We start from the raw sequence: 13430 nt of genomic DNA on the forward strand, positions 1-13430 counted from the left end.
GATAAACCTCCATAGAAAGCTCCTCCAACTACAGCAACTAAAGCACATACTAGCGCTACTTTTTTCATTATTTATTTTACTTTTTATTTTTTCTTCATCACATTTAAATATAAAGCTGCCTGAAAATAAATATACAAAATTTATCTCTGTATTTAAATCTTTTTCTAAACTTTTGAATCTTTTAAAAGAATATTCATCCATCCAGTTTAATATGGAGCATATTGTATACCTCTTTTTAGGATATAAATTGTTTATCTTTTTTATTAAGTTTATACATGTATTTCCCGTAGTTATCTCGTCGTCGACTAATATTATTTCTTCTCCATCTTTAAAATAATTTAAATCTTCATAATAAAGATAGTGGTCTGTAGCATGAGAATGTTCTTCTAAAAAATCTAGTGTCTTTTTATTTTTTACTATCTCTCTTGTTGTATGAATAAACTCAAAATCAGCATTTATATGATTAAATACGCTATGTCCAAGTCCTGTGGCCGTCTCTGCAAAAGATATAATCACGCCAGAATTTAGATAATTATACTTTTTTTCATAAGCTTTGACTATCTTTAGCCCCAAATCATCCATATCACTTACCCTACATGGTAGATGTTTACCTAGAGTCTTTGATATAAATAAAAATCTTCTTTTATTGTTATTTCTAATACCTAAATCTAAATAATCATCTATATTTAAATCAAATATATTTTCCCTAAGCTTTATATTGTATTCAAAGTTTAAATTTTCTTTTAGATTATTGTCGTAAGATAATTTATTATTTAATGTGTTTTTTATTTCTAAATTATCTTTATAATCGTTCCTACTTTTTACTTTTAATAAGCTCATTATAATCTACCCCCTTATTTAAAACCCCGTATATATAAGCTAGACTCATAATTTTCTTTGCCCATTTATAATGAGGTTTATACTCATTCATCTTATCTCCCGATGAGCTTTTTTTGACACCTATTTGTGAATTATAATTTTTTATTATATCTTGAGCATCCATATAATCCTCATAAGTAATACTCGATAAAGCTTGTACTATTTCTACTTGCTTTGGGTGTATAACTGTTTTTCCAACAAACCCATGAAACTTATCTAATTCAATTTCTTTTATGTAGAGATTTTTTATTTTTTCATCATCCATATTAAATAATTCGCTTACACCTGCGCTTATAGGTATATCTAATTCTTCTCGATTTAGATAGTTTATAACATCTTGAATAAATGAAGTCGCTATAAGATTGTCGTATATACAAAATTCTCTTTTACGCCTTATAGAATACATCCCCAATACATCAGTAAGTCCTATTCTAATACCTAAAATTTTATCCTTATGATTTAATATACTATAATACATCTTTTGAAATTGTGTTTCTTTTATTTCTTTATATATAAATTTACTTGACTCTATTATAGGTATAATATATAGATTATTTAAATTAAAATTATCTAATATACTTATAAAGTCTTCTAATAACTCACTATCTGCTTTTGGTATTATTATTCCTGTTATAAAGTCTTTATTTTTTATAAGAATATCTTTTATTTTTTTTAACTGTTCTTTATTTTTAACTCTTATAAATATAAGTGGCAGCTTCTCTAGTTTACAAAATACTTGCTTGGATAAATCATCTAAAACAAGTTTAAGATTTTCTATAGCTTCTCTTTCCCCAAATTCACCAATTGCATCTTCTAAGCATATTGCAAGTGGCTTTGCTTCTTTTTCTTGATTTACTACACTTTTATATATTTGCTCATATTTATTTGCTGGAATATATAAAAATGCTCCTAAAGCATATTTTAAAATATCTTTATCAGTTTTTTTATCAAACTCCTGAGGTTGTTTATAAAAAATATGCTCTAATCTCTCTTTCTCTAAATAATTAAAATACTTCACCTTTTCCTCCATTTATAAGATATTTATCTTGATGTTTATAATTATAATTGTATTTTGTAATTACAACAATGATAATTATAAATAAAAATGGGATAGCTCAAATAGAGATATCCCATTTTTAATCTAAACATACTATAATATTAGATTTAAGTTTTTAATATTTTTAAAATTTACTCTTAATAAGAGTAATACCTACTTTTTATTAGATGTATTATTTTCTTTTATAAGTGCTTATAACAGAAGTATTTAGCTCTTCTAATCTTCTAGTGTTATTAGCTATTTCATCTCTATTTGCTTGCTCTATTCTCATAGTTTCTTCTATACCGCTTTTTATAGTGTTGTGCATTTTTTCTAACGTCTCTATTTGAATAGAACTTGAATTTGCCATCTTGGCAATTTGAGTACTCGCTTGAGATACATTTTGTGCATTTTTAAGAAGTAATTCATTAGTCTTATCATCAAGAGCTTGTAGTGATTTTGTTTGAAGCTCTTGTTTTTTAATAAGTATAGCTTGAGATAGACATTGCTTAAATACTGGAAGCGTTACTATAAATGCACTGTTTATTTTTCTAATTAAACCGTAGTTGTTGTGTTGCATACTTCTAAGCATTGGTATTGTCTGTAGAGAAATATTTTCAGATATTCTAAGATCATAAACTCTTTGAACTAACATATCTTTTATATTTAATAATTCTTGATAATTTGTCAAATCCATTTGGTCTCCACTTTCAGCCTTTGCTTTAAATTGTGGAAGTAAATCATTGTCTAGTTCTTCTATAGCCATTTCACCTGCTACTATGTATTTTTCAAGCTCATTGTAGTAGTTAAAGTTTTCATTTAACATAGCGCCTAATTGTTTATTAGAATCTTGTATTTCTCTTTCATATCTTTGAAGTTCTACTTGTATTTTTTCAACTTCACTTCCTAAAGTATCGTACTTTTGGAACATAACTTCTAAAGCGCTATTTGCCTTTTTAAATAGCTTTTGGAAGAATCCTGGTTCCTTAGTTTGAGCAAAATCGTCTAAGTCGAATTTATCCATTATTTTAGTCAGCCTAACTAACATCTCTGTGTTTTTTTCATTTTGATTCATCTTTATATTTGAAAGTAAGCTGTCAGAAACTCTCGAAATACCTTCTGACGCACCTTTACCAAATTGAAGTATAGTATTTGGATTGTCTACTTCTATTAATGAAGTTAGTTGCTCAACTTCTTTAGATTGTCTTAGCTCGTTTTTTTTGTTGTCTGTATACTCAACTATATCAAAATTATCTTGTTGTACTTCTGTTATATTTTCTTCGTTTTTGTTGTTATTTGTAGTGCTGTCGTTGTTATTTGAAAATTTACTAATATCTATACCCATTATCAATCACTCCATTTCCCAAATAGTTTTTCTAAGAATGAACCTACACTCTTATTTGTATTATTTATATTATGTTTATTAGGCATATATTTCAAATTATAATTTATTACGTCTAATCTATGTATATCCACAATTTGATTATTTATTACATTTTCAATACAGTTTACCCCGCCTGGTGTAAATATAATTATATCAAATCCAATTTTACTTAAGACAAGAAGTAAAAATACAATTTCCTTTGTAAACATTCTCATCTTTTCTATATATATTATCAACTTAGGATTTATACTTGCATAATCAAAACTGTTTATTAAATATACAAATCTTTCATTCATATTTAAAACGCTATAAAGTCCTTTTACTATATCGTCTTTAGTAAGTCCTTCTATAAACATATCGCTTAAAATACTTTCTTCTACTTTATCTAAAATAATCTCTTGCCATCTCAAACTTAAATTTGAAATTGAAAAACACTTTTCTTTTATAATAGACTTTTTATTTAGTTTTCCATTATTTGAAATAAAGAATGATAAATTATAACCTTCTCTTGTAAACGGTTTTGTCAACGCTCTTATATTATCATCGTATTGTATAAAATAAGAAAAGTCTTTTACTTGTAATTTTTCAAGTAGTGAATAATATTCATCTAAATCTCTATAAACACCATCTATTTTTGTAAAAAATACTGGCAGTGTAACTAATTCATTATCAAATTTAAATCCAGGTCTCAACTTTAGTGGTTCATTCCAATATATATCCACTTCATCTACTGTAGAACTAAGAAGTAAAGATTTTATATTTCTATTTTGAAGTTGCCAAGGTTTTATAAAGCCAGAATCATTTAAAAGCTCGTCACTTATCTTTTTAGATGCTTGTGCTCCAACAGTATATGCTTTTTTTATACTAGATTTTTCTATTATTTCACCTTTTTGAATTCTATCATCAAAAGAAATTCTCTCTTGTACAATTTTATTATTTATTAGTTCTATTTTGAATTTTTCAATATTTATATTTTCAAATTCACTAAGTCCATTAGGATTTATATAAAGTATATCAAAGCCCGCAAAGTAAAGTATTAATAAAAAATACAGTTCGTGTTTTTTTATATCTCCGTAAAATACAACTTTTGGAGCATCTTTATAGTCAATAATAAGTGGATTTATATATATTCTTATCCAGCTCATTACCTTTATTATAAAGTTAAACTTAACTCTGTCATTGTTGAAATTTTGATTTTCTTCTTTTAAGAGAATATCAAACCCTCTTTTTATTCTATTGTTGATCTCTTCATATCTCACTAAGTCTATATCTAGATCAAATACACTACCATTGTATTTAGATACTTTGCTTTTTAAGTAAGATATTATATCGAAATCATCTGGATTTAGTATATTATTTTTAAATAGGCATATGTTTTTTTTATTTTTTATTTCTCTATTTAAATTGTATATTTCTGAATTATAAATATCTTCATTATCAATTCCTATATAAGATATAAAATAATTTTCATATCCTTTAGCTGATGTATAGTTACCCCTGTCTGATTGGCTGGAGAATATTTTACTAAATATATTTGATTTATTACCTAACTCCATTTTATCCTCCTTATAATCTGCCATTTATTATTTTAGCTACTTCATTTTAATAAAAAACAAAGTAGCTAAAACTTATTATGCCTCTACTTTTGGCATATTTTCATCATATTTATTTTCTTTTTTAAATAATCTAAATATAAATTTAACTACTTCATCTACTATTATAACACTAAATGATAAAGCTATTACTTTTATCCATTCCATAGGACTTAGAGGAACTGCATTGAAGAAATCTCTAAACACTTGTGTAAAGAAGATTTGTGCTATTCCTGTAATTGCTATTATTTGTAGTGCTAATTTATTTTTAGTTAAATTAGGTATTATACTGTCGAAGTTAAATTCTCTACAGTTAAATGCATTGAATAATGCACTAAATGCAAATATACCAAACATTACTGTTTCACCTTTTGCTTCTGAAACATTTAGTATGTTAAGTGAAGACTGTAACATAAGTATTAATGTTATAAATAAAGCATTACCTACAATTGTGAATATCATAGATTTTGTGATTATACTTGCATTTCTATTTACTGGTTTTCTATCAAGTACATGTTTTCTAACTGGTTCAAGACCTAAAGCAAGAGCTGGTGGTCCATCCATTATTATATTAACCCATAAAAGTTGGATTGTTGTAAAAGGCATTTCTTGGCCTACTACTTGTGAAATTATAGCAACTAAGAATGCTATTATATTAACTGTAAGCTGGAATTGAACGAATCTTTGGAAGTTGTCGTAAATTCCTCTACCCCATTTAATACCACTTACTATTGTCGAGAATGAGTCATCTGTAAGTATTATATCAGCTGCATTTTTAGAAACTTCTGTTCCTGATATACCCATAGCTATACCTACATCAGCTTTTGATAATGCAGGAGCGTCATTTATACCATCACCTGTTACAGCTACTACTTCACCATCTGCTTGTAGAGCTTGAACTATTCTCATTTTACTGTCTGGTTTACTTCTCGCAACTATAGATATAGTTTTGATTTCTTCTTTTAGTTCTTCATCAGTTAAAGTATCTATATATGATGCTTCTACAGCTCTCATATTATTTTTAAGAAGACCTAAATCTTCTCCTATTGCTCTAGCTGTATTTATATTGTCACCTGTAAGCATTTTTACAGCAACACCTGCATGATTTGCAGTTTCTACAGCTTCTTTAACATCTGGTCTAAGTGGATCTCTTATTCCTACAAAGCCTCCAAATACTAAACTTTCTTCACATTTTTCTATACTTATTTCGTCTTCTTCAAGAGCTAGGGCTGCTTCTTGCGACTCATTATAAAGAGGTATTTCTTTATATGCAAATCCTAAAGCTCTCATAGATTTTTCTTGTAATTTTGCTATTTCAGAAAGTATTTTTTCTTTTCTTTCTTTAGTAAGTTCTTTTATACCGTCTGGCTCTTGTACGTATTTACAAAGTTCAAGAACTATTTCTGGAGCTCCCTTTGTAAGTAATACATATTTATTTTCTTCACTTATTATAGTAGACATTCTTTTTAAATTAGATGAGAATTGATTTTGAGCTACTACTACAGCTTCTTTTCTCATTTTTCTATAATCAGTGTCTTTATTTCTAAGAAGTAGAGCACATTCTGTCGCACTACCTAAATATTTAGTTTCATCTTCTGTTATTTCTATATCTGCTGTAGAGTTTATTGTACAGTTTTCTAAGAAGTAACTGTTTGATTCTATTTTGTCTTGTATATATCTACCGTCTATATATGCGACTTCTACAGTCATTCTATTTTGAGTTAATGTACCAGTTTTATCTGAACATATAACTGAAACTGAACCTATAGTCTCGCATGCTTCTTTTTTAGTTACTAAGGCATTTATTTTAGCCATTTTTTGCATCGTTATTGCTAAGGTCATATTTATCATAGTTGGAAGTCCCTCAGGAACTGCTGCAACTATTAACGCTACACAAACTGTAAATGCAGTTTTTATTCCGTCTATTGAGTCTAAAAATGCAAATACATTTGATGTATCTACTTTAAGTCCATTTAACACCATTTTTGCTACCATAAATATAAATAGTAAACCTGCTATTGCACTTGAAATTTTAGCTATCATTGTACCTAAATTTCCAAGTTTTATTTGAAGTGGTGTCTCTTCTTCATCATTTGATAGATGTCTTGCTATATCTCCCATTTGAGTATTATCTCCTATAGAAGTTACAACCATCATACCTGTACCATAAGCTACTAGTGTTCCGCCAAATACCATATTTATTTGTTTAGCTGGTATTGGCTCAAGTTCTTTTATACCATCTTTAGTTTCTACTTTTTCCATATTGATGATAGCATCGCATTTTTTAGATACATCGTCAGACTCACCTGTCAACATATCTTCTCTTACTTTTAAGTTTATACTTTTTATAAGTCTACCATCTGCTGGAATCATATCTCCTGTTTCTATAAATACTATATCTCCAGGAACTAATTCTGATTTTGAAACTTGTTCTACTTCACCATCTCTAAGCACCTTAACTTCTATATTTTCAGTTAATTTTGATAGTGCTTCTGCTGCCTTTTTAGAACGACCTTCTGTTATCATTCCTATCGCTATACCTATTGCAATGGCACAAACTATACCTATTGCATCGTGGAACTCTCCAATAACAGCACTTATTATAGCTGCTATTATAAGTATTACTATCATAGGCTCTGATAGTGCATCTTTTAAATCATCCCAAAAACTACCTTCTTCGATTGGTGTAAATTCATTTAGGCCGTATTTTTCTCTTCTCGATTTTACATCTTCAGTAGAAAGACCTCTGTCTCTATTTACACCGAGCTCTTTTAGTACATTTTCTTTACTTTCACTATAAAATTTCATTTTTACACTCCGTATGCTTTTCTTTCAAGATTTCTTTTCATGTCGTTTAATCCTGTGTCATTTGTCCCTTCACCTATTGCAGAGAACTTCCAAGTGTTATCATGTCTATATATAAGACCTACTATTAATGCAGTCTTTCCATTGTAGTCGTCAGATAAGTTGTATCTAGCAATTTCTGAATTGTTTTTTGCATCATTCATTCTTATATATGCATTTTTAATCATGCCGAAGTTTTGATTTCTTCTGACACAGTCGTATATATTTACAACAAATAATAATTTACTAACTTGAGAAGGTATTTTATCTAAGTCGACTAAAATTACTTCGTCATCTCCTGCCCCTTCTCCAGTTAAGTTGTCTCCAGTATGTATTATAGAGTCGTTTTTTGTTCTTAAGTTACCAAAGTAAATTAAGTCAACTGGTGTGCTATCTTCATTTAATAAAAATACAGAAGCATCACAATCTATATCAGCGTTTCCCGAACCAAATAAAGCTTTAAAAAAGCCCCCACCTTGTTCAACTGGATCCCATCCTAAGCCAACTCTTATTGCACTTAGTCCTGGATTAGATTTTTTTAAATCGATTTTTTGTCCTTTTTTAAGATTTATCGCCATAGCTTTCCTCCATAGAATTTGTTTTATACGTTTAATCCGTATTGTTTACAAAGAGCTTCAAGTCCACCTTCGAACCCTGCGCCCACTGCTGAGAATTTCCATTCTCCATTATTTTTATATATTTCACATACAACTACTGCAGTTTCTATTGAGAAATCTTCCCCTAAATCATATCTAAGCAATTCTTCATCATTGTCTGAATTTAGAAGTCTTACATAAGAATTATTTACTTGTCCAAAGTTTTGTCTTCTTTCTTTAGCTTCATATATAGTAACTGTTACAGCTATTTTTTCTATTGTGTTTGGCATCTTTGAGAAATCTACTAGTATTTCTTCGTCATCTCCATCGCCATCACCAGTTCTGTTATCACCTAGATGTTCTACAGCTCCTGATGGATGTTTTAAGTTGTTGTAGAATATAAAATCTTCGTCATTTTCTACTCTTCCACTTTTACCTACCATAAATAAACTTACATCAAGGTCAAAGTCTTCTCCTCCATCAAACACATTAGTATCCCAACCTAATCCTAATTTAATATGTTTAAGTCCTGGATTGCCTTTAGTTAAATTGATTTTTTGTCCTTTTTTTAATTGAATTGCCATAATTCTCCCCCCAAAAAACTATTTTTATACGTTAACTCCAAAATTTTTACAAAGAGCTTCAAGTCCACCTTCAAATCCTGAACCTAATGCATTGAATTTCCACTCTCCATTATGTCTATATATTTCACATACAACTACTGCAGTTTCTATAGAAAAATCTTCGCCTAATTCATATTTTAGAAGTTCTTGATTAGTATCTGCATTTACAACTCTTACATAAGAGTTATTTACTTGTCCAAAATTTTGTCTTCTTTCTTGTGCTTCATGTATAGTTACAGTAAAAGCAATTTTATTTACATTTTGTGGCACTAAACTTAGATCCAGCTTTACTTGCTCATCATCGCCGTCTCCTTCTCCAGTTAAATTATCACCTAAATGTTGTACGGCTCCTGATGAATGTTTTAAATTATTGTAGAAAATAAAATCAGAATCACTGTTTACTTTATCATTTTCTCCTAATAAAAATGCTGCTGAATCTAGGTCAAAATCAAACCCTCCATCGTATTTATTTGTGTCCCATCCTAGCCCTACAACTATGTTTTTAAGACCTGGGTTTCCTTTAGTTAAACTAACTTTTTGACCTTTTGATAATGTAATCGCCATTATGATCTCTCCTTTTTAAATTTTTGTTAAATATAATACCCTATTAAATACTATTATATCATTTTTTACATCATATAGGAAATATTATTAGCATCTCTAAACTTATTATTTAGGTTTTGATATTAAATCAATTTATAATACTTTTTTCTATTTTGTAACATAATATAATCGAGGTGATTATAATGAGAAATTTAATTTTATTAATATTTATTTTTATATTAAATATTAATAACTATCTTGATTATTCCTATGCGCTAGAATCATTTAATTTAAGGCCTATTGAGCTAAGCTATAACTTTTATGACTTAAATAAATTTATAGACACAGATACATTAAAGTACTCATATTGTCAATACAACGCTTATTTAGATAATCTAAATTATGAGTTAAAAGATAATAAAGAATTTAAAGATGCTTCTTTAGAAGAGATTTTAACTAATTTAGATTCTATGCCAGATAATATAGCCTTAAAAGTAAAGATGAATGCTTCACACGCTCTAAATTATGAGTATTTTTTTAAAAGTTTATCTCCTGAAAAAACATTCGTAAAAGGTAAACTTTTAAAAGAAATAAACAAGTCATTTTCATCTTTTGATAACTTTAAATCTGAATTTAAAAAATTAGCTTTAGATTCAAAATCGACTTGGATTTTCTTAGCCAAAAATTCTCAAAATGAATTATACTTGACTACCTCCAAAGAAATCTCTTGTCCAATAATTTATAAACATCAAATAATCTTATGTTTAAATATAGACGAAGAGCTTTATTCCAATAAAAGCGCACTTGTGGATAACTTCTTTAATTTTGTAAATTGGCGACAAGCTTCTCAAAATTACAATCAAAATAGGTTATTAAACAAAATTAGAGGTTAAAATAACCTCTAATTTTATTATCTATATACTTTTATCTAACTTTTTTATTCGCTTCAATATATTCTTCTTGTTCTTGCTCTTCTTTTTCTTTATTAACTACTTTTTCTTCTATATAATCTAAATCTTTATTTAATTTATTACCTAATTTCCATGCTATAAATACTACTGCGCAAAAACCTATAATCTTAACTGGACTTGTGATAAATCCATATATATCTTGACCTATATAACTTATAACTAAAAACATGATGAATTTACCTGATAATACTGCTGAGATAAATGTAGTCTTGTGTCTTTTACTTATTCCAGACGCAATAGTAATCACACATGCAGGTAAAAATGGACATGCATAAGCTATAAATAATAGTTTAAATCCTCTTTTTTCTATCCATAAAATAGCCTTTTGTATTTTATCGCTTTTAATTTTATCTAGTATTTTACTATTTTCACCTATTTTATAAATTATTAAAAATAAACATATTGTCCCCATAACAGAGCCTAACCACGATATTAAAAAACCTTTTAACATCCCAAATAATGCTGCATTAGCAGTTATTAATGCAACTAATGGTAGCATAGGTATAAAACTCTCTATAAATGTGCTGAAAAATCCTACACATAATGAAAGTACCCAATAATCCTGAACTAAATTTTGTAAAGCTTGTATATATTCCATAATATCTTTCTCCTTAGTTTTAACATTATAAAACTTGTATTTTAAAGAGATTCATCTTTATTTTAACCACTTATTTATTTTATATTTTAAATCTCTTATAAATATGCTCTTTTTTAGAATTATCTTATAATATGATTATAACCTATTTAAATGTATTTTTTATTTAATTATTCTTACATTTTAATAACAATTATGTAAGAATATATTTAAGAAAATTGTAATAAACAAAAAAGAGCTAAAAATATATTTAAATACTTTTAGCTCTTTTATTTATTGTTGGTTTTTAAAATGTAAATCCATTTGTGGATAAGGTATATCTATACCTTCTTTATCAAATCTTGTTTTAACTGTTTCTAATAAATCAAAATATACTGGCCAGTAATCTGAATTTTTCACCCACACTCTAACTGCAAAATCTAGAGAACTTGCATTGTGTTGGATAAGTCCTATAAATGGATCTGGTTTTGATAAGATAAGTTTATGATTGTCCACTATTTCTTTTAATACTTTTCTAACTTTTAATAAATCTGAATCATATGCAACTGAAAATACTAAATCTACTCTTCTAGTTTCTTTAGCTGAATAATTTATCAGACTTCCGTTGGATAATGTACCATTTGGTATCATAACTAATTTATTATCTATAGTAGCTAAATTTGTGTAAAATACTCCTATTTGCTCTACTGTACCTTCAAATCCTGATGTTTGTATATAATCTCCTACTTTAAATGGTCTTAAAAATAGGATTATAAATCCTCCAGCAAAGTTTGATAGACTTCCTTGAAGCGCTAAACCTACAGCAACCCCAGCAGAAGCTAATATTGCAGCTAGTCCTGTAAGTTTAATATCCCAATATCCGCCTACTATTACTAATAATAATATACATTTTAGAGATATATTTATACATGATTTTAAAAACTTAACGATTGTTACATCTACAGCTTTAAGTTCTGCAAATTTTAAAAATCTCTTAGATATATTATTTATCACTTTAAATCCAATAATTATTACTAGAACACCTATTATAAGTTTTACACCCATATTTATACCGTCATCTAATACCCAATTTGACAGTTTCTTCATAACTGTTGCAAAAGATAAGTGATCAAAGTTCATATTCGAGATTTCTTCCACTTTATTTCCTCCTCCATACTTTTTTGTCTCATATATAATAACATATTTTCAAAAAATATTGGAGATATATATTTTTTATCTTTTAATATAATATTATTTTACAGTTAATCCTGTTTTTACATTTCTTACCTTTGATTTTTACCAATATTTGAGTTATTATTTAATCAACATTAAATTTCATATATTATATACATCAGGGGGGAATACAAATGAATGATTTTTGTAGTAATTGCAAAGGAGAAAATTCATGTATAATATCAGAAAGTTCATCTAATTATTTTTATTGTGAAAATTGCGGGGAAAACAAAGAAATCGCTTTAAAAAATAATTTATTTGACTTAATTTTTAAATCTTTAGATACATATTTCAAACATACCCACACTAAATCTATATACAATTTAAAAATTAATGTCGAATTAAAAGATGGTTACTTAATAGAAGAGATCAATGGGGATATACTAAACAAGAAGGAGTGTCCATTTATCTTATCAAGAAAGGATGAATACTTCTTTAAAAATACTTTAAATTATCTAATAGAAGATGATTTACATATAACTAGCGATGAAATCGACTTAAATGTCAACTTCATCAATTAACAAAAAATAAAAACACCTTTTAAAGGTGTTTTTGTTTTTTATAATACATAGATATCATTATTTATATTTAATTTGTTAATCATATTTTACTTTTTTAATAGCTAAGAACTATATTGCTTATTAATGCAAAAAATTCTCTTGTATAATTTAAAATTGCTAATTTTGAATTTGATTTTGATGTATAAAAACTCATTTGTTTATATCCACTCTTTCTAGAAATAACTTTACTTCTCAAAGTGTGAAAATCAGTCGTTATAACTTTTATTTTTAGGTCTTCTATTTTTTTATTAGATAGATTTTCTATTATTTTCTTAGAAAAATCAAAATTCTCTTTTGTTGTTTTAGATTTATCTTCCATTATAATCATATCTTTATTTATACCTTTTGATACTAGATAGTCTTTCATTGCAGAGGCTTCAGTTATATCCTCTCCTCTTCCTCTACCGCCTGAGACTATTATCATTTTTTCTTGTTTTGTTTTATTTAAGTATTCTATACAAGTATCTAATCTATCTTGCAAACTCTTACTTATATTTGTTTTATTTACTAATGCACCCCACCTATTGATATATCAGGTATACCTGCTATAACAACTATTTCACCACTACCAGCTTCATTAACTTCAACTTGTTTT

13 protein-coding genes are annotated in these 13430 nt (G+C 27.5%); 2 read left to right on the forward strand and 11 right to left on the reverse strand.

The annotated features are described in order from the left end of the window. The 8 genes from I4U58_RS08420 to I4U58_RS08455 all read right to left on the reverse strand — a co-directional run. The coding region (locus I4U58_RS08420; RefSeq protein WP_195930852.1) for a phosphoribosyltransferase domain-containing protein at positions 1-840 on the reverse strand (840 nt) is incomplete at its 3' end. Further along, complete coding sequence (locus I4U58_RS08425; RefSeq protein WP_195930853.1) at positions 815-1897, reverse strand: HpcH/HpaI aldolase/citrate lyase family protein; 1083 nt, start codon at positions 1895-1897, stop codon at positions 815-817. The genes I4U58_RS08425 and I4U58_RS08420, both read right to left, overlap by 26 nt. A 211-nt stretch (positions 1898-2108) precedes the next feature. Further along, positions 2109-3260 (reverse strand): toxic anion resistance protein, encoded by a 1152-nt coding sequence (locus I4U58_RS08430; protein WP_195930854.1) that lies wholly within the window; start codon positions 3258-3260, stop codon positions 2109-2111. Between the two features lie 2 nt (positions 3261-3262). Next, entirely contained in the window at positions 3263-4855 is a 1593-nt protein-coding gene (locus I4U58_RS08435; RefSeq protein WP_243269587.1) for a YceG family protein, read from the reverse strand. 75 nt (positions 4856-4930) lie between these two features. Beyond that, positions 4931-7699 carry a calcium-translocating P-type ATPase, PMCA-type gene (locus I4U58_RS08440; protein WP_195930856.1) on the reverse strand — a complete coding sequence of 923 codons (2769 nt, stop codon included), beginning with the start codon at positions 7697-7699 and terminating at the stop codon, positions 4931-4933. 2 nt (positions 7700-7701) lie between these two features. Further along, positions 7702-8313 carry a TerD family protein gene (locus tag I4U58_RS08445; RefSeq protein ID WP_195930857.1) on the reverse strand — a complete coding sequence of 204 codons (612 nt, stop codon included), beginning with the start codon at positions 8311-8313 and terminating at the stop codon, positions 7702-7704. Between the two features lie 23 nt (positions 8314-8336). Further along, the gene (locus I4U58_RS08450) at positions 8337-8915 is read right to left on the reverse strand and encodes a TerD family protein (RefSeq protein ID WP_195930858.1); all 579 of its coding nucleotides are present in this window, start codon (positions 8913-8915) and stop codon (positions 8337-8339) included. Positions 8916-8939: 24 nt separating this feature from the next. After that, a complete protein-coding gene (locus I4U58_RS08455) occupies positions 8940-9518 on the reverse strand; it encodes a TerD family protein (RefSeq protein ID WP_195930859.1) in 579 nt (192 codons plus the stop codon). A 182-nt stretch (positions 9519-9700) separates the two neighbouring features. Here I4U58_RS08455 and I4U58_RS08460 point away from each other — a divergent pair, with 182 nt between their 5' ends. Continuing rightward, on the forward strand, positions 9701-10390 hold the full coding sequence (locus I4U58_RS08460) for a Fe-Mn family superoxide dismutase (protein WP_195930860.1): 690 nt from the start codon (positions 9701-9703) through the stop codon (positions 10388-10390). Between the two features lie 31 nt (positions 10391-10421). On the opposite strand, the gene I4U58_RS08465 is transcribed toward I4U58_RS08460, so the two are convergent. Both I4U58_RS08465 and I4U58_RS08470 read right to left on the reverse strand, forming a co-directional pair. Further along, on the reverse strand, positions 10422-11066 hold the full coding sequence (locus I4U58_RS08465) for a VTT domain-containing protein (protein ID WP_195930861.1): 645 nt from the start codon (positions 11064-11066) through the stop codon (positions 10422-10424). A gap of 270 nt (positions 11067-11336) precedes the next feature. Beyond that, positions 11337-12182 (reverse strand): mechanosensitive ion channel domain-containing protein, encoded by an 846-nt coding sequence (locus tag I4U58_RS08470; protein ID WP_343003694.1) that lies wholly within the window; start codon positions 12180-12182, stop codon positions 11337-11339. 227 nt (positions 12183-12409) lie between these two features. Here I4U58_RS08470 and I4U58_RS08475 point away from each other — a divergent pair, with 227 nt between their 5' ends. Beyond that, positions 12410-12796: a hypothetical protein gene (locus I4U58_RS08475; RefSeq protein ID WP_195930862.1), complete on the forward strand. Its 387-nt coding sequence runs from the start codon at positions 12410-12412 to the stop codon at positions 12794-12796. 94 nt (positions 12797-12890) lie between these two features. Here I4U58_RS08475 and I4U58_RS08480 read toward each other — a convergent pair whose 3' ends face one another. Further along, complete coding sequence (locus tag I4U58_RS08480) at positions 12891-13316, reverse strand: YdcF family protein (protein ID WP_195930863.1); 426 nt, start codon at positions 13314-13316, stop codon at positions 12891-12893. Between the last annotated feature and the right edge of the window lie 114 nt (positions 13317-13430).

This window comes from Clostridium sp. 1001270J_160509_D11, assembly GCF_015667935.1.
Taxonomy (GTDB): Bacteria; Bacillota; Clostridia; order Peptostreptococcales; family Peptostreptococcaceae; genus Intestinibacter.

Excerpts from the sequence above, each read along its gene's own strand:
- I4U58_RS08465 (WP_195930861.1), bottom strand. The coding sequence starts at position 11,066 with ATGGAATATATACAAGCTTTACAAAATTTAGTTCAGGATTATTGGGTA.
- I4U58_RS08450 (WP_195930858.1), bottom strand. The coding sequence starts at position 8,915 with ATGGCAATTCAATTAAAAAAAGGACAAAAAATCAATTTAACTAAAGGC.
- I4U58_RS08430 (WP_195930854.1), bottom strand. The coding sequence starts at position 3,260 with ATGGGTATAGATATTAGTAAATTTTCAAATAACAACGACAGCACTACA.
- I4U58_RS08445 (WP_195930857.1), bottom strand. The coding sequence starts at position 8,313 with ATGGCGATAAATCTTAAAAAAGGACAAAAAATCGATTTAAAAAAATCT.
- I4U58_RS08460 (WP_195930860.1), top strand. The coding sequence starts at position 9,701 with ATGAGAAATTTAATTTTATTAATATTTATTTTTATATTAAATATTAAT.
- I4U58_RS08455 (WP_195930859.1), bottom strand. The coding sequence starts at position 9,518 with ATGGCGATTACATTATCAAAAGGTCAAAAAGTTAGTTTAACTAAAGGA.
- I4U58_RS08435 (WP_243269587.1), bottom strand. The coding sequence starts at position 4,855 with ATGGAGTTAGGTAATAAATCAAATATATTTAGTAAAATATTCTCCAGC.
- I4U58_RS08470 (WP_343003694.1), bottom strand. The coding sequence starts at position 12,182 with ATGAACTTTGATCACTTATCTTTTGCAACAGTTATGAAGAAACTGTCA.
- I4U58_RS08440 (WP_195930856.1), bottom strand. The coding sequence starts at position 7,699 with ATGAAATTTTATAGTGAAAGTAAAGAAAATGTACTAAAAGAGCTCGGT.
- I4U58_RS08475 (WP_195930862.1), top strand. The coding sequence starts at position 12,410 with ATGAATGATTTTTGTAGTAATTGCAAAGGAGAAAATTCATGTATAATA.